This window comes from Haloterrigena salina JCM 13891, assembly GCF_000337495.1.
GTDB lineage: Archaea > Halobacteriota > Halobacteria > Halobacteriales > Natrialbaceae > Haloterrigena > Haloterrigena salina.
In genome coordinates this window covers 91,381-112,246 of sequence record NZ_AOIS01000010.1, presented here as the reverse complement: position 1 = coordinate 112,246, position 20,866 = coordinate 91,381, and the positions used below count along the sequence as shown (strand labels likewise).

Sequence of the window (20,866 nt, the reverse complement as noted above, 5' to 3'; positions counted from 1 at the left end):
AGGGGCTTTCGTGGTCGTTCTCAACCAGTTCGCGATCAGCTGTACTCTGCCAGCCACAATACGGTAAAACACAATTTCAGACCACGACGGCGAAGAGGAGGATGGAGAGGCCGACCATGATCGCGGCGTGTTTCGCGCCGCCGCGGATATCGCCCGTGCTCAACTGGCCGGCGATCAGCCCCGAGAGCAGTCCTTGAACGAGCGTCGCGTGGTAGAACAGCGTGTCGTAGGTCGCCCGGTCGGAGTCCGAGAAGCCGCCGAGTCCGTCGACCGCGGTGGGTCCGGTGGCGGTCGCGGTATCGGCTCCCGCCGCGGGCAGGTTCGGCAGCAGAGACGCCGCGAGCACCGCGATGATAAACAGGAAGACCAGGTACGAGACGTAGACGACGATGGTGTACTCGACCATCGCCTGCTTTCGCTCGCGCTCGAGGCGCCGGTCGGCCGCGGCCTGCCGGGCGGCGATCCGGAGGACCGTCGCGAGGTTCCCGCTGGCGTTCATCGCCTCGGTGAGCAGGGTCACGACGCGGGCGGTCGTCCGGGTCCGCACCCGCCGCTCGAGTCGGGCGAACGCGGTCTGGAGGTCGGCGCCCCACTGGACGTCCGCCCAGACGCGGTCGAGTTCGGCGCCGAGCGGTCCCAACTCCGAGCCGCGGACGTGGTCGACCGCCGAGACCAGCGACATGCCGGCCTCGTTGACGCTCGCGAGTCGGTCGAGCAGATCCGGGACGGCCGCCTCGACCGCGTCGATCCGGCGGCGATGGGCCTCGTAACAGATCGCGAAGCCGGTCAGGACGACCAGCAGCCCAGCCGCGATCGCGTCGTCGATCGCCGCGACGTCGAACCCGCCCTCGAGCGCCGCCGGGAATCGCCACAGTACGCCCGCGAGGGCGACCGGAACGGTGATCGCGAGCGAGAGCGCCGGGCGCTTGAGCAGCGTCCGAATCGGATCCCCGAATCGCTCGCGCAGGTCGCGGAGCCGCCGGTAGTACCGGAGGCGTTCGACGTTCGGGTGGGCGTCGGCACCGACGGCGCCGCCGTCGGGCCGCGCCTCACGCGCGATATCTCTTGGGAGGTCCGACGACGGTGCCTCGCCCGCGTCGCTCGCCGCCGCACCGGGCGTCAGTTTGTCGGTGACGACGCTCAGGTAGATCACGAACGCGAGGTTGCCGACGGGCAGGATGAGGTAGATCAGCGCTCGCAGCGGCTCGAGCGTGTCGCCGACGGCGATCCCGATGACGACGAGGATCGTGATGAGAAAGAGCGGACCCGCGACCAGCACCGTCACGTAGGCTTCGGCGAGCGTCGAGAGCAGTCCGAGGGTCCGTTCCTGCTGGGACTCGGCTTCCTCCTGGTAGTCGTGGTACTGGCGCTCGAGGAAATCAGAGAGGCTGTGGCCGCTCTGGAGGACGCTGACCAGGTTCTCGCTGAACTCGCGGAACTGGGGGCTCGGCGAGCGCCGACCCATCGTCTGGAGGGCGGTGACCACGTCGACCCCGAAGGTGTCCACGTTGCGGACCGCGACGTCGAACTCCGCGGCGGCCTCGCCGTAGGTCGCCTCGTGGGCGGCGACGATGCGGATCGCCTTCGGAAACGCCATCCCGCTTCGCGAGAGGGCGTAGAGGAAGGCGACGGTCGAGGGCAGCGCCGTCTCGATCCGGCGGGCGCGCTCGTCGGCGACGTAGCGCGGGTACCACCAGCGGAGCCAGTACGCGCCGCCGCCGGCGACCGCGCCGAGCGTGAGACAGGAGGCGAGCAACAGTCCGAACAGTTCGACGAGCGACAGCGAGGGCACGCCACCGAGGTTCGCGAGGAACGCGAGGGCGCTCGGCAACGCCGCCCGGAGCGTCTCGGGATCGACCGAGAGCGCGAGCAACAGGCCCCAGATGACGTAGATGCCGAGCACCGAGCCGAGGATCGCGAAGAGGCCGGCGTACAGCACCGTCGTCGCGCCGTACTCGCGGTAAGTCACCGGCACGTGGGCGGCTCGCAGCGCCGCCTGCCTGTTGGGATGTTCGTCGCGAAACTCGTCGACGTACCCGCCGAAGAGCCCGATCGCGGCCCGCGTCAGCCGCCGGTCGACGCCGTCGTGATATCTGGCCGCGAGGACGGGCGCACAGCAGAGCGCGGCGAGCGCGAGCGGCAGGAAGGTCGATACCGACATGGCGGATCAGGACCCGTCGCTCTCGAGCCGTCGGTCGATGTCGGTCCGTCCGATCCCGGTCTCGGTCTCGGCCTCGGTTCCAGCGTCGGATCCGAACTCGAGTTCGGCATCTGACGCCGAGTCGTCGTTGGTATCGGACGCCGCCGCGTCGATCCGCTCGAGGACGCCTTCGCGATCGGCGTAGTACTCGTTGACCAGCGCGGTAAAGCGCCGGTAGTCGGTGATCCCGTTCGCCTGCAGGTACTCGAGGAAGCGTTCGCGGCGCTCGAGTTCGGCGAGCAACTCCCGCTGGCTCCAGCCGCGGTCGTTCCGGATCTCCTCGAGAACGGCGCTACCCGACGATCGGAACGTGTCGGTGTCGCCCTCCCAGGTGAACGCCGTCGAGTAGTCGAGTTCGCCCGTCCGCTGGTCGATCCCGTCGATTTCGGCCAGGACCTTGTTCCGGCGGACGCGGCCGTCGTCGAGGCGGGTCAGCGTCTGGACCGAGAGGATGTCGAGGCTGCCGACCATCGCGCGGGGAACGTCGATCGGCTCGTTCTCTAAGCGATTGATCGCCGTCTGGACGGAGTCGGCGTGCATCGTCGAGTAGGTGGTGTGGCCGGTGTTCATCGCCTGAAAGAGGGTGATCGCCTCCTCGCCGCGGACCTCGCCGACGACGATGTACTCCGGGCGGTGGCGCAGCGCCGACCGCAGGAGGTCGTACATCGTGACGTCGTTCCCCTCGTGGATGCGCTCGCGGGTGACCGAGGAGAGCCAGTTGTCGTGGGAGAGCTGGAGTTCGCGGGTGTCCTCGATCGTCAACACCTTCGCGCGCGGCGGGATGAACATCGAGACGGCGTTCATGCTCGTCGTCTTCCCCGAGGCCGTCCCGCCGGCGAAGATGAGGCTCTTGTTGTGTTCGATCGCCAGCCAGAGGTAGGCCAGTTGCTCGACGCTGAAGGTGCCGTACTCGAGCAGGTCGATTGGCGTGAACGGCTCGTCGGCGTACTTCCGAACGGTGAAGGCCGAGCCGCGCGGGGTCACCTCCTGACCCAGCGCCAGTTCCGCGCGCGAACCGTCGGGCAGCGTCGTCTCGACCATCGGGTCGCCGATGGAGATGTGTCGCCCTGAATGCTGGGCGAGGCGCACAACGAAGCCGTCGAGTTCGTCCGCGCCGAAGGAAACGTTCGTCTCGATGTCGGTATACTCGTCGTGGTAGACGAAGATCGGGAGGTCGTAGCCGTCACACGAGATGTCCTCGACGCGGGGGTCGTGCATGATCGGCTCGAGTCGCCCGTAGCCCCGGAAGTTCCGGTGGACATAGTAGAAGAGCCGGTAGAAGGTCGCCGCGTCGACGTCCGCGCCGTAGCGTTCTAGGTACTCGCGGATCGTCTCGCGCAGGAGCGCCTCGATCCCGTCCCCGCGGCTCGCGGCTCGCGGCTCCGCGGCGTCGCCTCGGTCGTCCTCGCGGTAGAGCAGGGGATCGCGGACGTCCTCGAACAGCGTCTCGAGCAGGCGCGCCTCGTCGTCCCGCAGCGTCGGCTCGACGGCGCGGTAGCGGTGCTCGTTCGCGGACCGGTCGCGGCCGATCGTGACGAACGAAAACGGCGCGTCGACCCAGTAGCGGTCGACCTCCTCGAGGCCGTCGATCCCGTCGACCGTCACCAGCGGGCCGTGCGCCGACGGATCGTAGTTCGGAACCCGAATCTCCGAACCCTGCAGCGTCTCGCGGAGTCGGCGGAGCGTTCGGCGGGCGCTCGCGAGCGTCGACTCGAGGCGGCCGCCGCCGACGCCGTTGCCGTCGCCGTCGCTCCCGTCGGCTGCGATCGAATCGACCGGGTCGGTATCGCGCTGGTCGGACATGATGAAGTCGGCTCGCGAGCGTGCAGACGGAGACCGCGGCGTCGACGCGGCTCGCGAGCGGGGTCGTTCTCGTGGCATGTCGCGCGGCGAGGGGCATAAGTGAGACGGCCGTTCGATCGGCGCTCGAGCGAGTCGGCGGCGCGCGCCCCGCCGACGTCGGGGACTCGATCGGCCGAATCGGCAACCGGTCGTGCGTTACGTTGATACGGTGTGAGTGCGAAGCGAGGGGTACGGAATGAGGCGCGAGCATTTCACATTAAACGTCAGCAATATCGACTGGGTCGAAACCGACGGCGAACCGAGCAAACCCTCGGTATCGATCGACTTTACCGGCCCGGAGACGATGCTTCGCGAGCGCCTTACCGGCCCCGACGGCGACGTTCTCGAGGCGGCGGAGACCGACGTCGCACTCCGACTACAGGAACCACTGGATACCGACACCGCGGGCGTCGTCAGCGTGACCAACCGGGTCACCGGCGAGTTCATTCTCGAACTCAACGAGGACGCCGACGACGTCCTCCAGTTCATTCAGGCGGCCCGGGGCTACGGGGAGGACGCGACCGAGGACGACGGCCGCTACGAGGTCGAAATCACGCTCGACGGCGACAGCTTCGTCACCTACGACAAACGAACCTTTCTCGTCTACGACGACGAAGGCAACCTGCTTCGCCAACACAGCCTGATCCCCAGCGGCGTCGAACTCTAGAATTCCCACCCGCTCGGAACTGACCGGCAGCTATACGGGTTTTATCGACGTTCCAATCGAGTAGAGACCGACGGATGCCGGGGGAGCGATCGATGGCGAACGGACAACTACACACGACGGCGACCGGCGACCGACGACCGGCTCTCGAGAGCGGCGACACGGTGCTCGAACTCGAGAGCGTCGCCAAGCGCTACGGCGCCGAGACGGTCATCTCGGAGCTCTCGCTGTCGGTCCGCGAGGGCGAGATCCTGACGCTGCTGGGTCCGTCGGGCTGTGGCAAGACGACGACGCTCCGTCTCATCGCCGGCCTCGAGCGACCCGACGCCGGCCGGATCGATCTCCGGGGCGAGCGCGTCGCGGGGGCCGATCGGTTCGTTCCGCCGGAAGAACGCGACGTCGGCGTCGTCTTCCAGGAGTTCGCGCTGTTTCCCCATCTGACCGCCCGCGAGAACGTCGCTTTCGGCCTCCGGGACCGGGACGAGCGGGAACGCGACGCGCGCGTCGACGAACTGCTCGACCTCGTCGGCCTCGAGACCCGGGGCGGCGCCTATCCGGACGAACTCTCCGGCGGCCAGCAACAGCGGATCGCGCTGGCACGCGCGCTCGCGCCCGAACCGGAGCTGCTGTTGCTCGACGAGCCGTTCTCGAATCTGGACGCCGACCTCCGCGTGGAGATGCGCGAGGAGGTCCGCCGGATCATCACGGAGACCGGCGTCACCGCGGTCTCCGTGACCCACGACCAGGAGGAGGCGCTGTCGATCTCGGACCGCGTCGCCGTGCTGTGCGACGGCGATATCGAACAGATCGATCGACCTCAGGCGGTTTTCCAGCGGCCGGACTCCCGCTTCGTCGCCGGTTTTCTCGGTCACGCCAACTTCCTCGCGGGCGAGGTCCGCGGCGACGGCGTCGACACCGCCGTCGGTCGCGTCCGCCGCGACGCCATTACTGACCTGACCGGCCGGCACGACGGTGCGACCGTCGATCTGCTCGTCCGTCCCGACGACGTGACGGCCGCGCCGGCCGACGGCGAAGCGGCCGACGGTCGCGTCGTCTACCGGCGGTATCTCGGGCCGACCGCGCTCTACCGCGTCGAACTCGAGTCGGGCGAGACCCTCGAGTGTATGCACAACCACGTCGACCGGATCGACGTCGGCGAGCGCGTCGCCGTCCGCGTCACCGCCGACCACGACCTCGCCTGGTTCCCCGCGGACTGAGTTCCGCCGTCGCCCGAATCCCTCGTTCCGTCTCGGTCTCCGGCGGGGACAGCTTGATGTCCGCCTCGCGTAATTTCGAACGCATGGACGCGCCCTCCCGGCGACGCGTCGCGACGGCGTGCGGGCTCGCCGCCCCCGTCGTCGCCCTCGGCGCGATCGTGCTCGCGACGCTGGTGGCCGCCCCGGAGACGTTCTCCTGGCGCGCTCGAGCGCTCTCGGAGATGGGACGCTACGAGACCCGAACCTTTCCGCTGTTCAACGGCGGACTGATCCTCGGCGGCCTGCTGGGCGTCCCCTTCGGCTGTCGGCTCTGGCTGGCGGCACGGAACGGCCTCGAGCGCCTCGGCGCCGCCATGCTGTGGGCGGCGACGGCCGCCTTGGTCGGAATCGGCGTCTTCTTCCTCGGTCACGACGCGTTCTACCTCGACGCCGAATTCCACATGCCGGTCGCCCTGCTGTTCTTCGGGCTCGCGCCGTTTGCACAGTGGGTGTACGGAAGCGGACTCGTGCTCGCCGGCGACGTCCGACTCGGTCTCGTCTCCGTCTGGCTCGGCATCGTCCATCCGCTCTGTTGGCTCGGGTGGCTCGCGAGCCGCGCCGGCGCCGGGGAGCCGTCGGCGTGGTTCGCCGTCCCAGAATTCGTCGCGGCCGTCGCCTTCGGAAGCTGGGTGTTCGCGCTGGCCGCGGAGCGGTATCGACGGGATTCCGCCAATCGGGAGAAATCGGCGGACTGAGCGTTCCGTTCGGGTATTGTACCTGTCTCGCACACAACGCTTAAGCCCGAACCCTTCGTATACGCGACCATGCATAAAGACGAACTCCTCGAGCTACACGAAGAACTCGTCGTCATTATGGAGTACTTCGCCCAGCGGGAGGACGTCGATGAGGAGCTGTTCGAGCCGTACCGCCAGCTGGACGTCGATCCCTCCCACGTCCACAAATCGAAAAGCGAGCACAAACACGCCGTCTTCGTGCTCGGCAACGCCTTGGCGAAGGGCATGAGCGAGGACGAGTTCTCGAGCGCCGGTCGGATCGGCAAGCGGATGAAGGAACTCGCCGAGGACGCCGAGTCGAAGATCTGATCGACGCTCCGTCGCGACCGGCACCGATCTCTTCGAAGTAACGGAGACAGTATCTAAAAGCAGACTGTATCTAGGCGAAACGTATTTGGTGCGGTTCCCGCTTGTTGTGGTATGGAACCGCGCACGCAAGAGCGCGTCGAACAATGGGATTCCCGCCCGTTCAGCGGCGGCTACGACGGTCTTTCCGATCTCGCTGACGCCGATTTCTCCGGCGCCGTCTCCGCCGCCGGCACGTGGCTGTTCATGTTAAACGGCCGCATCGTCGGGGTCGTCGATGGCGCCATCGAGGACTTCGAGGCCGCGTCGGGAACCCGCTACGAGGCACCGGATCCCGCGCTCCCGCTGCTCTGTACGATGGAAGAGCACGGCGGCGAGACGCGAGCGAAGTACTACACTAACGAGACGCCGCTCCGGGAGGTCGACGAGACCCTCCAGAGCGGCTCGTTTACGGGCTACGTCGAACTGAGCGAGAACGTCCTCAGCGGCGATTACTACGCCGTCTACTACGGCGGTCGCCGAATGGCAGCCGCCTACGTTGGGAACGCCGACCGCCTCTTCACCGGCGACGAGGCGTTCGAACGGGCCGCAGACGAGGTCGGAATCTACGAGGTTCGCGACGTCGAGATCGAGGTCACCGACGTTCCGGGAACGCAACCGGACTCGAGCGCGAGCGACGCCGCGGGCGCGACCGACGCGACCAGCGGAAGCGTTGACGACTCGAGTCCCGCGACGGGAGCGAACTCCGCTGCCGACGCGCGGGCCGAACCGAGCGCCGATCCGACCGAGTCGGCCCTCGACTCGATCGACATCTCTGGCTCGGAACCGGAGCCCGACCCCGCCGAGACCGGGGCCGACGGAGCCGCGAGCGCGCCGCTCGAGGACGTCACGATCGGCGACGCGACGACCGACGACGCCGCGGCGGACGCGCCCGACAGCGACCCGTCGTCGGGGATCACCGGGACCGACGCGGAGCCGCTCGACTCGGACCCCGCCTCGAGCGGGATCACCGACGTGGAGTCGGCCGACGCAGCCGAGCCGGTCGACGAACGCGACCGGTCGTCGGCGGACGACCGCACCCAGCCGGCGGAGACGGCGACCGAAGCACGGACCGAGACCGTCGACGAGGGCGCTCGAGCCCGTTCGGCGTCCGACGCCGACGCCGATTCCGAGCCCGACTCCGAGACGGGGGCCACCGCCGGTACCAGTCCGGACCTCGCCGAGGTCGAAGCCGCCGCAGAGCAACTCGAGCAAAACGACATCTCCTGGACCGAAGACGACGTCGCGGAGTCGCCGTCGGACGACGACGCCGGAGCGGCCGACGCCGGGGCGACGACGGACGCCGCGACGTCCGAACCGGACCCGACCGCAGCCACAACGGCGGAGTCGGAGCCAGCGGGTGCGGCGGTGACGGCGGCTCCGGAGCCGGACGCCGAGGACGCCGAGGAGACCGACGAACGGTTCGATCAGGAAGCGCAGTGGCGCGAGACGCGCAGTATTCCGTCGATCGATCCGGACAACAGCCAGTCCGACGACTCGAGTCGGGCGGCCGATCGCTCCGAGACGAGCCAGCGGAGCCGCACGCGCCGCGAGGCCGAGACGGGGCGGAACGCACAGCGCCGACAGACGGCCGGGGAGTCGACGCGACAGCAGTCGAGTCGGCAGCCACAGGAGACCAACGCAGCCCGGCAGCGCCGGTCGCAGGAGGCGGAGCGGGCCGACGCCCCCAGCGGCGGGTCCAGCGCCGACGCCGGCCCGGCGGCCGCTGAGGCCAGCGGCGCCGAGGCCGACCGCGTGGCCGAACTCGAGGAGCGCGTCGAGACGCTCGAGGAGCAACGCGACGAACTCGTCGCCGCGGCCGAGGAACTCGAGGCCGAACGCGATCAGTTACAGTCGGAAAACGAGGAGTTCTCCTCGACGATCGACCGCCTTCGGTCCCGGATCGAGGAGCTCGAGACCGAACTGGAGCGGGCCCGCGAGGCCGACGCCGGCACCGAGGCGACGCCGGCCGCCAGCACGCAGCTCTCGGCCGACCGAGCGCTGGCCGACACGAACCTCTTCGTGCGGTACGCCTCGAAGAGCCAGCCGACCCTCGAGTCGGCCCACGGCGGCGAGAGCGACCGTTCGAACGTCGCCGCGAACCTGCGACTCGAGCACCACACCGGGTTCGACGCGGCCGACGTGGCCGTCGACGGGCAGCCTTACGAGGAGTTCCTCGCCGGGACGATGGAACACCGGTTCGTCGATTGGCTCACCAGCACCGTTCTGTTCGAGATTCGCGACACCGGCAACGCCGACGGGCTGGGCGATCTCTACGACGCGATCCCGCAGATCGATCGGGCCGAACTGGACGCGACGATCTCGCTGCAGGACGACGAGACCGAGGACGTCCCCGAGCAGGTCCGCTTCGACGTCGTCGCCTTCGACAAGATGGGGAATCCGCTGCTGGTCGCGAACCTGAACGACTCTCGCGAGCCCGCGACACAGGGGATGCTCGAGGAGATGGAGGAGGCCGCCTCGGCGGTCAAGGCCAACTATCCGGACCTGGCGGCGGCGGTCGTCGTCACCTCGAGTTACTTCGAACCCGGCGCGCTCGAGGTGGCCGAGCAGGCGACCAGCGGGGGGCTGTTGAGCCGCGGCTCGAAGATGAGTTACGTCAACCTCTCCCGGAAGACGGGCTATCACCTCTGTCTGGTCGAGTCCCGCTCCGAAGGGTTTCACATGAACGTCCCCGAGTTGTAGGCGGGCCGCCGGCACCGTTCACCGTTTCAGAACGTCGTTTTCACTCGTTGTCGAGCTGTATTGACGACCCTCTCGTAGTAGTGCTGCCGAATAGCGTCGCGACTGTTAGCGGTGCGTAGCTGTGCGAAAACCGGAGGTAGTCGACCGGTCCGGTCGATCCGTCGCGGTCGGCGTGTCGTGGCGTTCGGACGGGCGGCTCGCACGGCAAAACGCTTCCCCGAGCCTCGAAGCGACTCGAACCGTTCGGGCGGCGCGTATCGAGAGCGTGGGGAGAGAGACTAGCCTTCGATTTCGGCGACGTCTTCGATCTTCATGCCGTCGAGCTTGTCCATGATGTCGTCGAGTTTGTCGTCGAGCTCGTCGACGAACTCCGCGGTGCGCTCGGTCTTGATCGCACCCTGACTGGAGGGCTCGATGAGGTTCTCCTCCTCGAGGACGCGCAGGGAGTAGCGGACCTTGTGGTGGGGGTAACCCGTCTCGTTGGACATCTTTACGATCCCGATCGGTTCGTTCTCGATGACCATCTTCAGGACCTGAAGATGTCGTTCCAGCATATCAACTTCCTTCTCAAGTCGGTCTATCATGGCATTTGTTAACTTGTCTTTGGACCTTTTAAAAGTTACTCTCGGCGACTGTCAGGCCACTCTCAACTGAACGATCATTCCTGTCAGTAGTTAACGCTTCGGGTTCCGGTGAGTGGCTCGCGCCCGAAACCCCGAAATCGTTAATGACTGTTCGCAACGCGTCCGGATTCGAAATCGAATTCGGATCCGCCGACCGGTCGCGATCGACCACGAGGTGTGGTCTCGCGGCCACCGATAAGAGCGTATCGTTCGAACCCGGGTCGTCTCGCGGCCCTACTCGCGACGGTGTACACCCCGTTCCGGGGGCCCGTCAATACCGTAATCTGTTTATCGGCACGGCAAGAACCCGCCGCTGTTATGACCGTCACTATCGTCGGGTCGCAACTCGGCGACGAAGGCAAGGGCGGAGTCGTCGACGTCTACGGCGACCCCGCTGACGTCGTCGCCCGGTATCAGGGCGGCGACAACGCAGGCCACACCGTCGTTCACGACGGTGAGGAGTACAAACTATCGCTCGTCCCGTCCGGCGCCGTCCGGGGGAAGGTCGGCATCCTCGGTAACGGCTGCGTCGTCAATCTGCGAACGCTGTTCGACGAACTGAACACGCTTCGAGAGAAGGGACTCGATCCGGACGTCCGGATCGCGGAGCGCGCCCACGCCATCCTACCCTTCCACCGCGTCCTCGACGGCATCGAGGAGGACGTAAAGAGCGAATCCGACCAGGAGGTCGGGACGACCGGTCGCGGCATCGGGCCGACCTACGAGGACAAGGCCGGGCGCCGCGGCGTTCGCATCGGGGACCTACTGGACCCCGACGTCCTCCGCGAGCGACTCGAGTACGTCGTCCCGCAGAAGCGCGCGCTCGTCGAGGAGGTCTACGACATCGACGTCGACGACCTCGACGACCCCGACGCGTTCGACGTGGATGCCCTCTACGAGGAGTTCCGCGAGTTCGGCGAGCGCCTCGAGGAGGAGAACATGACCGTCAACGCCGGCGCGTTCCTCTCGGACGCCATCGCCGACGGACAGAACGTCATGTTCGAGGGCGCACAGGGGACGCTCATCGACATCGACCACGGCAACTACCCGTACGTCACGTCGTCGAACCCGACGGCGGGCGGCGCCGCGACGGGGACGGGGCTCGGCCCCGGCGTCGTCGGCGACGGGGAGATCATCGGGATCGTCAAGGCCTACCTCACGCGCGTCGGGAGCGGTCCGCTTCCGACCGAACTCGGCGGCGTCGTCGGTGACACGCCAGGCTACGACGAGGAAACTGAAGGGCGAAACGAGGACCTCGCGACGTACATCCGCGACGAGGGCGGCGAGTACGGTACCGTCACCGGCCGTCCCCGCCGCGTCGGCTGGCTCGACCTGCCAATGCTTCGCCACGCCACCCGCGCGAACGGCTTCACCGGTCTCGCGGTCAACCACATCGACGTGCTCGCGGGGCTCGACGAGGTACAGGTGGGTTACACCTACGAACTCGACGGCGAGGAGGTCCGAACGATCCCCTCGACGACCGAGGAGTGGGGTCGGTGCGAGGCGAACCTCCGGAGCTTCGAGGGCTGGCCCGAGGTCGACTGGAGCGAGGTCGCCGACGAGGGGTACGACGCCATCCCCGAGAACGCCCGCACCTACCTCGAGTTCATCAGCGACGAACTCGACGTCCCCATCTACGCCGTCGGCGTCGGCCCCGGTCGCGAGGAGACCGTCGTCGTCGAGAACCCCTACGAGTAACGCGGCGATTCGGGGACTCGGCCACCGGGTCGCGCCCGCGTTCCCGAAACCTTTTGCTGGATGCGGCCACCGTTCGTACTATGCAAGAGTCGTTGCTGGAGATCCTCTGTTGTCCGCTGGACAAACACGAGCTGGAACTCGAGGACGCCGACCGCGACGATGCGGACGAAATCATCGGCGGCGACCTCGTCTGTACCGAGTGCGGCGAGCGCTACCCGATCGAAGACGGCATTCCGAACCTGCTGCCGCCGGACATGCGCGAAGAGACGCCGGCCTAACCGGGGAACGTCATTCGTGTCAACCGAGGTCACCGTCCACGTCAACCGCGGCTCGTCCGACTCGCTCGAACCGAGCGTCGACAGCGTCGAGACCCGCGGCTCCTTCGACCTGCGCCTGAAGAGCCACGGCGCCCCCGCGCACGTCCACTGCCGGCTTGACGGCGGCCTCGAGCGAATCGCCGCGCTCGAGACGCCAAACTACTACGTCGAGGGCGACGGCGAGACGATCGTTCCCGTCCACGTCTCCGCAGAGGCGATCGACGAGCCGATCGACGGCGCGCTCGAGGTGCTGACCGGCTACGGCGCCGAATCAGTCGTCGTTCCCGTCACCGTCGGTCCCGTGCCGGACGGGGTCGACGTGGACGAGTCGTTCGCCGAACCCAGACGCCCGGACTCGGGCCCGTCACCGACGGGTCTCGACCGGCTGCTCTCCTCGAACGGGCTCGATCCGGGGACGCTCGCGATCGCCGTCCTCGGCCTCGTCGTGGCCGCGATCGGGACGCTGACCGCGGCTTCGATCGGCGGTCCCGTCGCCACCGCCGGCGCCGTGGTCGTCGTCGCCGGCGTCGTCGCGGCGCTGTTGCTGTTGGTTCGGTAGGGCGCGATTCTCACCGTTGCGAGCAGTGGTCACTCGACGGTGAAAAACGATTACTCAGGAGTACGGGAACCGAGTTACTCGACGGTGACGGTCGACCGAGAGAGCCGTTCGTCGTACCGACTCGGCGTCTCGAACGAGGTCTCGTGATCGACCGTCGGGTCGTGGCCGACGTGGCGGGCGATCAGCTGGATCACCATACGGAACTCCATCGTGATCCCCGTCCGACCCGGGAGGGTGTCCCAGTTGACGTTTTCTTCGCTGTACGAGTCCGTTCGGATCGCCTCCTCGACGATCTCCTCCTGACTCCGCGTCAGTCCCGCGGTCGTGTAGTCCAACACCCGATCGGTCGGCTCCGATAGCGGCCCGGAGATCGTTAGCGTATACGTATAGCCGGTGTCATCCTTGAGCGCGGAACAGCCGCTAGAGAGAGGGACGAGCACAGAGCCGGCCGTAACGAGAATCTCGCGACGATTCACACCCGATACTGTTCGACTATCGGTACACCAAGATTGTGGCCACCGACCGGTCAGTCGTCGACCCGCCGCGCCTCGAGGTTCCCCTCTTCGTCGAACCGCTTGGCCCGCAGATAGCGCGCCCGGTAGCGGTTCGCGCCGTCGTTGACGTCGGCCTCGCGGATCTCGTCGGTTCGGCCCTCGGCGACGGCGTCGATCAGCGCCGCGAGCTGGTTATACTCGCTGGCGGTCAACTCGAGTTCGTAGGTGCGTTCCTGCTCGGACTCGAGGATGGTCCACTTGCGAGCGGCGGCGACGACCAGCGAACACGGCTCCCGGCAGGGGAAGGGGCCGTCGCCGCCGTCGACGTCGAGCTCGTCGTCCTCGTCGAACTCCCACTCGCGCCGGCGCAGGCACTGCGAGTCGACGCAGCAAGCCTCGGCCATCCACTCGACGCCCTCGCGGGGCAGCTCGTCTAAGACGTCGTAGATGCCGGTCTGGCGCTCGGCGGTCTCGGTCCAGTGATCGACGTCCAGCGTTCCCTGCAGTTCGCGATGCCAGTTGGCGACCGTCGCAGGGTAGAAGAACTCGACGGTCTCGACGAGCTCCCCGCCGGAGAGACCGGTGAAGGCCCACCCCGAGGGAAGCGTCGGCGCCGTCTTCAGCGGCCGGTAACGGCCGTCCTCGTCGTAGGTCGCGATCTCGCGGGCGTCGCGCGGATCGTCGTAGACCTCGAGGTCGGCGAGGTCGCTGTCGGCGTCGTCGACGTGCCACAGGTCGTAGACGCGCTCGCCGACGGGGTCGTCGTCGGCGTCGTCGACGAGCCGCGCGGTGAGACACAGCTGGCCCCACTCGCGGTCGAGGCCGTCCCGGAGCGCGTCGTAGCGCTCGGGGACGGAGAGGGGGGCGTCGATCGACGGATGGGTTGCGACCGGTTCGTCAGTCGTCTCGTCGGCCGTCGTCTTCCTGTCCGTCTCGACCTCGAGCGGCGCGCGCTCGCACCACCGGAGGAACGCCCGGCGCGCGGTTCCCTCGCCGCTAACGGATCGCTGCCAGTAGCGCCAGTTCGTGACGTAGTCGGAGAGCGGCTCGAGGGCGTCCGCGAGGTCGTCGGCCGCGAGGCCGGTCCACTCCTCGTCGGGGGTCTCGAGCGCGTAGCCGTCCGCGGCGCGCTCGACCCGGAAGCCGTCGAAGGCGACCGCACCGTCGTCGTCGACCGCCTCGAGCAGCGCCTCGACGCTGGCCGGTGTCGCCGTCACGATCAGTCACCCGGTTCCGCGTTCGGTTCGGGCTCGGCGCCGGCCTCGAGGCCGGTCGCCTCGCGGACGGACTCGACCGCGTCGCCGATATCCGCGCCGGCGTCGGCCGCGCGCTCCAGGATGACGTCGGCCATCAGCCCCTCGGTGCCGACGGCGCCAGCGTACCAGATCCGGTGGCCGTCGACCTCGCTGGGCACGTCCCAGCCGAGGCGGTAGTCCTCGGTCAGCCCCATGTCCTCGGGGATGTCCTCCTGCGTGTGGTAGCCGTCGGCGATGAAGAGGGGCACGACGACGACGTCGTCGGTGTCGAAATAGTCGGTCACGTCGTCGACCTCGGGTTCCTCGTCCATGAACAGCGCCTTGGCCTCGTCGAACCGGTCCGTCTCGCGGATGCGCTCGGTGTGGTACTCGATGGCCTTCGCGGAGTTCTCGTTGCGCTCGGTGCCGTGGCCGACGACCGTCAGCCCGAACCCACCGTCGGAGATGCTCCGACGAGCCTCCGCGTCTCCCGACGCGGAGACCTCGCCGACGTCGGGGTCCTCCGTGACGGACTCGGCGCGCTGGACGATCACGTCCGTCATCGCGTCGTGGGTCCCGACTGGACCGCAGTAGTGGATCGTCTTGCCGACGTCCTCGGCCTCGAGGGTGACCTGCGAGGCGCTCGTGCCGTCGGAGTCCCACTTCTCGGGGTCCCACTCCTCCAGCCGGAGTTCGCGGGGGATGACCTGTTCGGTGAAGTAGCCCTCGCTGATGAAGAGGGGGACGACGAACACCTCGTCGGACTCGAGGGTGCGGATCACCTCGCGGAAGTGCGGTTCCTCCTTCCAGAAGGCCTCGCGGACCTCGTCGAACGCGCCCGTCTCGCGGACGGTGTCCGCGTGGGCGTAGGTGGGGTCCGAGGCGTCGGGATTCAGGTGCGAGCCGTGCGCCGCGATGACCAGCGCTTGCATGGGCGACCGTTCGGACGGAGCCAATTTATACCCTATGGAGAAGCCCAATAGTTCTGCTCCGAAACGCGAACGAGCGTTGCATAGTTGGGAAAACTGATTTCAGAAATGAGAACCTCGTCCGGACGGACGCGGCCGATCACTCCGGAACGGCGAGCGACGTGTGGGCCTCGCAGGACGCCTCCTGGGCCCGCAACTCGGCGGTCGCGGTGTACGCGCCCGGCCGCGGTCGCTCCCACTCGGCCTCGTAGGTCGACGACTCCCCGGGTGCGAGCGCCTCTCGGCTGAGCATCTGGGCGAACAGCCGCCCCTCGGTGAAGCGCCAGACCTCCCGGTCGCCGTCGCGGACGACGAACTCCGCCTTGCACATGTCCGAGAACTGCAGTTCGACGGGCTCGGAGCCGGCGTTAGTTACGGTAAACGCGAACGCGACGTTGCCTGGTCGCGATCCGCCGTCGGCCGTCGATACGTCCGCCTCGAGCGTCCCCTCGAGCGTCATGGACGTGGGTTCGCGGGTGAACGGGATAGCTCTTCGCTCGGAACGCGGCTGGTCGGCCGACTCGAGGCCGGCCGAGTTCCCTACTTCGTCAGGACGACGTTATCGAGGTAGCTGGTGTCGTCGCCGGAGCGGTACTCGCCGCGGATGCGCAGTACCTCGAGGTCGGCGAGGACCTCGCGGAACCGTTCCTCGGTGGCGAGTGGCTCCCGGCTCGTCAGATCGATCCAGGTCTCGTCGGCCGAGAGCGCCACCTCGTAGGACGTCCACTCTTCGCCGGGGTTGTCGTCGGCGCCGCGGAACTCGTAGACGAGTTTGCGGTCGCCGCTTTGCAACAGCACGTCGCCGCCCTCGACGGGCTCGGCGTCGAACTGCTGGTCGGCCGGCTCCTGCCGGAGATCGAACGAGAGGGTCCCGCCGTAGAACGCCTCGCGGTCGCCGAGATACTCGAACGGCACCTGGTAGTACCAGGCGACGCCGCCCTTGTTCTCCGCGTCGCCGATGTGGCCGCCGGGGTTGCCGCCGGTCCCGTGGTAGACCGGCCGGTTGCTCCCGCCGTTCTGGGAGACGAGCCAGCCCTCGGCGTCCTCGTCGAAGGCGCTCTCGATGCGGTCCGGGTTCTCGGGATCGGCCGCGGCGTCGATATCGGACGCGCTGACCGTCTTCGTGAACTGCTCGGTCCCGTGCTCGTCGTAGATACCGATCGTGAGCGTCTCGCCCGACTCGGCGACGTCGACGGTGGCGAAGTTCCGGTACTCGCCCTTCGCGAAGAACTCCGTCGGGTTGAGCGCCGGATAGAGGTCGTCGGGCTCGCCCGCGGGTGCGCCCAGCGGTCCGGCGACGGCCTCGAAGAACTCGAACTCGCCGTCGTCGTCCGGGTCGTACGCGCTCACGACCGACTTGTGGACGTCGCCCGCGACGACGACCAGGTTCGAAACCGGCTCCGTCTGGACGTGTTCGACGACCTCGAGCAGTTCCGCCTCGTATCCGGTCCGGTCCGCCTCGGTCGCCCACGAGTCGGAGGGGTAGCCAAGCGGGGCCGGCGAGGCGAGGAGCTTCCACGTCGCGTCGGAGTCGGCGAGCGCTCCCTTCAGCCACTCGAGCTGTTCTTGGCCGAGCAGCGTCTTCGAGTCCAGATCGACGTTCGGATCGCGGTACTGGCGCGTGTCGAGCAGGAACAGTTCGACGTGTTTCCCCCAGCGGAAGGAGTCGTAGAACCGGTTCGATTCGCCGGGGTCGGCGTCGTCGTCGCGGTCCAGCGGCCAGTACTCGCGGAAGGCCCGCCGGCCCTCGGGCATCAGCGGCTCGATCGGCCCCGCGAAGTTGTTGATGACCTCGTGGTCGTCCCAGACGGTGTACACCGACGTGGTCTCGAGCAGTTCCAGCAAATTGGTCCGCTCGGCGATCTCGGCCGGCGGATCGCGCATCTCCTTGTACTTCCCGCGGTAGATCTCGAGGGCCTCGTCGATCGGGGTGTCCTCGGTGACCTTGCCGGCCGGCGTCAGCGCGTCGGCGTAGATCGTGTCGCCGTGGTAGAGGAAGAAGTCCGGGTCGCGCTCGGCGATCGTCCGCAGCCCCGGAAACGGCGGTTCGACGGGGTCGTCGCCATACCCCCACGTGTCGCCGCTCCAGGCGAAAGAGACGGCCGCCTCGTCGTCGGGCGCCGGTGCCGTGACGAACGTCCCGCTTTCGACCGCTTCGGGGATCGCGTCGGCGATCCGATCGCCGTCGCCGCGACCGTCCTCGTCCGGTCGCTTCTCCGGCCCGCGGCCCTTCCCGGGATGGTCGTCGTTCCCCTTTCCTTTCTCTTTCCCTTTCCCTTTCGACCCTCCGGGACCGCGTCCCTTCGGTCCGCCCGTTCGACCGCTCAGCGGCCGGTAAGCGGTCTCCCCCGCCGTCGCCCAGACGTGGTACCGGTAGCGCGTGTTCGACTCGAGTCCCTCGAGTCGGAGCTGGCCCGTGGTGTCGGTCTCGGCGTCGACGGTCGTCCGATCGTAGCCGACGCGGTCGAACGACTCATCGGGGCTGTAGGCGACGTGGATCGTCGCCGCCTCGGCCGCTCGCGCCCAGACGACCGCCGTCGTGGCGGTGACGTCGCCGACCGCGACACCGTGAGAGAGCGACACGAGGTCGGCGTCGCCGCTCGCAGTCGTTGCCTCCTCCGAATCCGATTCTCCGGCCGCGGTCCCCATCAAACCGGCCGTCGTCGCCAGCCCGATCGTCTGCAGAAACGCCCGTCGATTGTCCGTCCCCGCTTCGGTTCGCTCGTCAGCGTGTGTGTCCGTCATGACTGCGATACTTTCCGCATCGGATTCCAACAATAGCTTATATAATTTGTATACTGTAAGGTACGTCGGCTGTGAACGTCTGGAATCCGGGCCGTACCCGTACGTAGCCCGAGCGTGACCCACGAACGCGCACAGAGTAACAGCGGCCGCAACCGCGGTCAGTTGCGGCTGCGTTCGATCCGGCGCGCTCTCGAGGCCCGGGAGCGCTACGCCTATTTGCGCCCGGCCCGAACCCGCGGGCGTGCAACTGGTCGGCTACGAACCGAGCGGCCGCGGATCGATGCTGCTGGTCAGCGACGGCGACGCGGTCGAGGGGCGGCCGCTCGAGGCCGGTGCCGAACTCTCCTACGCGCTCGGCGAGCGCCACTGCGCCGGGACGATCGACGAGGACGGCGACCACGTCGCCTGCGACCGACCGTCAGCGCCCTACTGCGAGTTCCACACGAGCACGTGGGTCTGCGCCCGCTGTACTGGCTCCTGTCTGAAAGACGAGATTGACTGCTACGAGGAGCACGCCGTCTATATCGCCGCCTTCGCCCCGGACACGTTCAAGGTCGGCGTCACCAAGTCCCGCCGCCTCGAGACCCGCCTGCGCGAGCAGGGCGCCGATCGGGCGGCCCACGTCCACACCGTCTCGAACGGCCGGATCGCCCGCGAACTCGAGGCCGACATCGCCTCCTGGCTGGTCGACCGCGTCCGAACGCCGACGAAGGTGGCATCGCTTGCCGCGACGGTCGACGAAAGCGCGTGGGACGACGTGCTGGCCGAGTTCGACGTCATCGACCGGTTCGACTTCGACTACGGGCTGGGTCTCGAGGCCCAGCCGGTGCCCGAGACCATCGCGTCGGGGACCGTCGTCGGCGTGAAGGGACGACTGCTGGTGCTCGAGACCGGCGGGACGACCTACGCCGTCGACATGCGGGATCTGGTGGGTTACGACGTGACCGTCGGCGAGACGAACCGGAACCTGCAGTCCTCGCTCGGCTCGTTCGGCTGACTGAGTCCGTCGGCCCGCGGACGCGTGCGGCTATGCCTAGATGTTCCGACTGTGATCGATCCGGACCCGATCGGACAACACGAGCGGAATCGGCTTGTCGAACGTGCGCCCGCGGCGGGCCTTCGTGATCAGGAGTCGGGTCCGAATCTCCTGAGACCGGACCGTCGTCTCGAGCCGCCAGACCTGATCCGCCCGCTTCAGCGTCAGTTCCCGGTTCGCGGGCGACCGATCGGCCTCGAGACAGTGGACGAGTCCGACGCTGTCGGCCGTTCGCAACTGTTCTTTGATCGCGTCGAGCACCGCGAGGTACCGGTCCCGGGGTTCGCTCTCGAGGAGGTCCATCGGGTCGACGACGAGGATCGACTCCGGCGGGATCGGGCCGATCGCGTCGTCGGGATCGGCCAGCACGTCGTCGACGGTCGGCGTCCGAACCGTCAGTTCGTGGTGCATATCGACCGTCCGTTCGATCCAGTCGCGGACTTCGCGTTCGGATCGCGTGATCGAGACGAACACCGTCCGGTGCTGGGCCACGAGTTCCGCGAGGAGTCGTTCGCTCTGGGAACTCGCCGGCGCGCGTAACGCCGCGAGTACACCCGCCTTGAGGCCGCCGCCGATGAATCGGTCGAGAACGTCTATGCCAGTGGTGTACTCCCGTTCCGGAAGGGACATCGATCTTGGAGAGCGTTCCGATGGCTCCGCCGTAGGTGTTTGGATTCGGCGACAGCGCGGTCATGCCCCGGTCAGTAGACGAGTTTCACGTCGCCGGTGTCGCCCCAGCGCTCGAGTCGATCGTCCTCGACGCCGTACTCGATGCTGTAGGGTGTCTCTGTCTCCCAGCCCTCGTCGGCGAGGTGAGCGGCGGCTTCCGCGGCCGCGTCGCCGTACCGGTCGCCGCGGTGGAAGTGTGAGGACGTGAGATCGATGACGTCTAGATGGGCGTGGATCGCGACCCGATCCTCGTCGACCGCCCAGACGTGGACGTGGTTCCACTCGTCGCCCAGTCGCGGCCGCCGAAACGAGTGATCCGGCGGGACGAGTTCCTCTCGCTCGCCGTCCCACGCCCGTGCGGTCGCGTCGGGGAAGACCCGCGTCCACTCGAGGTTCCCGAGTCCGGTAAAGCCGTCTTCGACCGTCGACAGCGCCGCCCCGCCGCTCGAGTCCCGCGCGTGGATGTTGATCGGCAACACGGGGTTCCACTCGTCGTCGCTGTCGGGCTTGTAGAGACAGCGCGGGTAGTCGGTCTCGCCGTCGCGCTCGAGATCGACGACCGCGTCGGCGGGAGAATCAGACGCGCTCGCGGGGCCGGCCGCGCTCCCGACGGCGACCGCGCTTCCGAGTCCGGCGATCGCTTCGCGTCTGGTCAGTTCCGGCGTCACGGTCGGTCACCGACGGTGGCGGCGTCGACGACCGCGATTCCGTCCAGCGGTTTCGAACTCACGACGGTCCGTTGGGCCACACCCGCTACAAGCGTTCGGCCTTGGTGCTC

Annotated in this window: 19 protein-coding genes; 9 read left to right on the top strand and 10 right to left on the bottom strand. The window is 67.8% G+C overall.

Translation table 11 applies throughout. The features are described from left to right. Window positions 1-76: 76 nt before the first annotated feature. The gene (locus tag C477_RS01685) at window positions 77-2,161 is read right to left on the bottom strand and encodes a type II secretion system F family protein (protein WP_008892695.1); all 2,085 of its coding nucleotides are present in this window, start codon (window positions 2,159-2,161) and stop codon (window positions 77-79) included. 6 nt (window positions 2,162-2,167) lie between these two features. After that, window positions 2,168-4,003: a type II/IV secretion system ATPase subunit gene (locus tag C477_RS01680; protein ID WP_008892694.1), complete on the bottom strand. Its 1,836-nt coding sequence runs from the start codon at window positions 4,001-4,003 to the stop codon at window positions 2,168-2,170. Window positions 4,004-4,238: 235 nt separating this feature from the next. Here C477_RS01680 and C477_RS01675 point away from each other — a divergent pair, with 235 nt between their 5' ends. The 5 genes from C477_RS01675 to C477_RS01655 all read left to right on the top strand — a co-directional run bounded on the left by C477_RS01675 (window position 4,239) and on the right by C477_RS01655 (window position 9,744). Further along, the gene (locus tag C477_RS01675) at window positions 4,239-4,709 is read left to right on the top strand and encodes a DUF5793 family protein (protein WP_008892692.1); all 471 of its coding nucleotides are present in this window, start codon (window positions 4,239-4,241) and stop codon (window positions 4,707-4,709) included. Between the two features lie 92 nt (window positions 4,710-4,801). Then, window positions 4,802-5,923: an ABC transporter ATP-binding protein gene (locus tag C477_RS01670; RefSeq protein WP_049914132.1), complete on the top strand. Its 1,122-nt coding sequence runs from the start codon at window positions 4,802-4,804 to the stop codon at window positions 5,921-5,923. 83 nt (window positions 5,924-6,006) lie between these two features. Next, a complete protein-coding gene (locus tag C477_RS01665; protein WP_008892690.1) occupies window positions 6,007-6,657 on the top strand; it encodes a DUF998 domain-containing protein in 651 nt (216 codons plus the stop codon). 69 nt (window positions 6,658-6,726) lie between these two features. Next, on the top strand, window positions 6,727-7,005 hold the full coding sequence (locus C477_RS01660; protein WP_008892689.1) for a UPF0058 family protein: 279 nt from the start codon (window positions 6,727-6,729) through the stop codon (window positions 7,003-7,005). 111 nt (window positions 7,006-7,116) lie between these two features. Continuing rightward, window positions 7,117-9,744 (top strand): DUF7527 domain-containing protein, encoded by a 2,628-nt coding sequence (locus C477_RS01655; protein WP_008892688.1) that lies wholly within the window; start codon window positions 7,117-7,119, stop codon window positions 9,742-9,744. Between the two features lie 278 nt (window positions 9,745-10,022). On the opposite strand, the gene C477_RS01650 is transcribed toward C477_RS01655, so the two are convergent. Further along, the gene (locus tag C477_RS01650) at window positions 10,023-10,328 is read right to left on the bottom strand and encodes a hypothetical protein (protein WP_008892687.1); all 306 of its coding nucleotides are present in this window, start codon (window positions 10,326-10,328) and stop codon (window positions 10,023-10,025) included. 357 nt (window positions 10,329-10,685) lie between these two features. On the opposite strand from C477_RS01650, the gene C477_RS01645 reads away from it, so the two are divergent. The 3 genes from C477_RS01645 to C477_RS01635 all read left to right on the top strand — a co-directional run bounded on the left by C477_RS01645 (window position 10,686) and on the right by C477_RS01635 (window position 12,941). After that, window positions 10,686-12,065 (top strand): adenylosuccinate synthase, encoded by a 1,380-nt coding sequence (locus C477_RS01645; protein ID WP_008892686.1) that lies wholly within the window; start codon window positions 10,686-10,688, stop codon window positions 12,063-12,065. Between the two features lie 80 nt (window positions 12,066-12,145). Then, window positions 12,146-12,343 carry a methytransferase partner Trm112 gene (locus C477_RS01640; RefSeq protein WP_008892685.1) on the top strand — a complete coding sequence of 66 codons (198 nt, stop codon included), beginning with the start codon at window positions 12,146-12,148 and terminating at the stop codon, window positions 12,341-12,343. A gap of 16 nt (window positions 12,344-12,359) precedes the next feature. Further along, the gene (locus C477_RS01635) at window positions 12,360-12,941 is read left to right on the top strand and encodes a DUF7524 family protein (protein WP_008892684.1); all 582 of its coding nucleotides are present in this window, start codon (window positions 12,360-12,362) and stop codon (window positions 12,939-12,941) included. Between the two features lie 74 nt (window positions 12,942-13,015). Here the strand turns inward: C477_RS01635 and C477_RS01630 are convergent, their stop codons facing one another. The 5 genes from C477_RS01630 to C477_RS01610 form a co-directional block, all read right to left on the bottom strand. Then, complete coding sequence (locus C477_RS01630; RefSeq protein WP_008892683.1) at window positions 13,016-13,417, bottom strand: hypothetical protein; 402 nt, start codon at window positions 13,415-13,417, stop codon at window positions 13,016-13,018. A 50-nt stretch (window positions 13,418-13,467) separates the two neighbouring features. Then, window positions 13,468-14,652 (bottom strand): DR2241 family protein, encoded by a 1,185-nt coding sequence (locus tag C477_RS01625; protein ID WP_008892682.1) that lies wholly within the window; start codon window positions 14,650-14,652, stop codon window positions 13,468-13,470. Between the two features lie 2 nt (window positions 14,653-14,654). Continuing rightward, entirely contained in the window at window positions 14,655-15,602 is a 948-nt protein-coding gene (locus C477_RS01620; RefSeq protein ID WP_008892681.1) for a CbiX/SirB N-terminal domain-containing protein, read from the bottom strand. 136 nt (window positions 15,603-15,738) lie between these two features. After that, window positions 15,739-16,098, bottom strand: coding sequence for a BsuPI-related putative proteinase inhibitor (locus tag C477_RS01615; RefSeq protein WP_008892680.1), 360 nt, complete (start codon window positions 16,096-16,098; stop codon window positions 15,739-15,741). Between the two features lie 80 nt (window positions 16,099-16,178). Continuing rightward, the gene (locus tag C477_RS01610; protein ID WP_008892679.1) at window positions 16,179-18,383 is read right to left on the bottom strand and encodes an alkaline phosphatase D family protein; all 2,205 of its coding nucleotides are present in this window, start codon (window positions 18,381-18,383) and stop codon (window positions 16,179-16,181) included. Between the two features lie 241 nt (window positions 18,384-18,624). Between C477_RS01610 and C477_RS01605 the strand changes: the two genes are divergently transcribed. After that, window positions 18,625-19,380, top strand: a complete 756-nt coding sequence (locus tag C477_RS01605) for a DUF2797 domain-containing protein (RefSeq protein ID WP_008892678.1) — start codon at window positions 18,625-18,627, stop codon at window positions 19,378-19,380. A gap of 36 nt (window positions 19,381-19,416) precedes the next feature. Here the strand turns inward: C477_RS01605 and C477_RS01600 are convergent, their stop codons facing one another. Continuing rightward, the gene (locus tag C477_RS01600) at window positions 19,417-20,049 is read right to left on the bottom strand and encodes a DUF7125 family protein (RefSeq protein WP_008892677.1); all 633 of its coding nucleotides are present in this window, start codon (window positions 20,047-20,049) and stop codon (window positions 19,417-19,419) included. A gap of 71 nt (window positions 20,050-20,120) precedes the next feature. Further along, the gene (locus C477_RS01595) at window positions 20,121-20,756 is read right to left on the bottom strand and encodes a hypothetical protein (protein ID WP_008892676.1); all 636 of its coding nucleotides are present in this window, start codon (window positions 20,754-20,756) and stop codon (window positions 20,121-20,123) included. Window positions 20,757-20,866: the final 110 nt, after the last annotated feature.

Coding starts and splice junctions, on each gene's coding strand:
- C477_RS01675 (WP_008892692.1), top strand. CDS start 4,239: ATGAGGCGCGAGCATTTCACATTAAACGTCAGCAATATCGACTGGGTC.
- C477_RS01645 (WP_008892686.1), top strand. CDS start 10,686: ATGACCGTCACTATCGTCGGGTCGCAACTCGGCGACGAAGGCAAGGGC.
- C477_RS01680 (WP_008892694.1), bottom strand. CDS start 4,003: ATGTCCGACCAGCGCGATACCGACCCGGTCGATTCGATCGCAGCCGAC.
- C477_RS01615 (WP_008892680.1), bottom strand. CDS start 16,098: ATGACGCTCGAGGGGACGCTCGAGGCGGACGTATCGACGGCCGACGGC.
- C477_RS01640 (WP_008892685.1), top strand. CDS start 12,146: ATGCAAGAGTCGTTGCTGGAGATCCTCTGTTGTCCGCTGGACAAACAC.
- C477_RS01650 (WP_008892687.1), bottom strand. CDS start 10,328: ATGATAGACCGACTTGAGAAGGAAGTTGATATGCTGGAACGACATCTT.
- C477_RS01685 (WP_008892695.1), bottom strand. CDS start 2,161: ATGTCGGTATCGACCTTCCTGCCGCTCGCGCTCGCCGCGCTCTGCTGT.
- C477_RS01660 (WP_008892689.1), top strand. CDS start 6,727: ATGCATAAAGACGAACTCCTCGAGCTACACGAAGAACTCGTCGTCATT.
- C477_RS01655 (WP_008892688.1), top strand. CDS start 7,117: ATGGAACCGCGCACGCAAGAGCGCGTCGAACAATGGGATTCCCGCCCG.
- C477_RS01600 (WP_008892677.1), bottom strand. CDS start 20,049: ATGTCCCTTCCGGAACGGGAGTACACCACTGGCATAGACGTTCTCGAC.
- C477_RS01620 (WP_008892681.1), bottom strand. CDS start 15,602: ATGCAAGCGCTGGTCATCGCGGCGCACGGCTCGCACCTGAATCCCGAC.
- C477_RS01670 (WP_049914132.1), top strand. CDS start 4,802: ATGGCGAACGGACAACTACACACGACGGCGACCGGCGACCGACGACCG.
- C477_RS01610 (WP_008892679.1), bottom strand. CDS start 18,383: ATGACGGACACACACGCTGACGAGCGAACCGAAGCGGGGACGGACAAT.
- C477_RS01665 (WP_008892690.1), top strand. CDS start 6,007: ATGGACGCGCCCTCCCGGCGACGCGTCGCGACGGCGTGCGGGCTCGCC.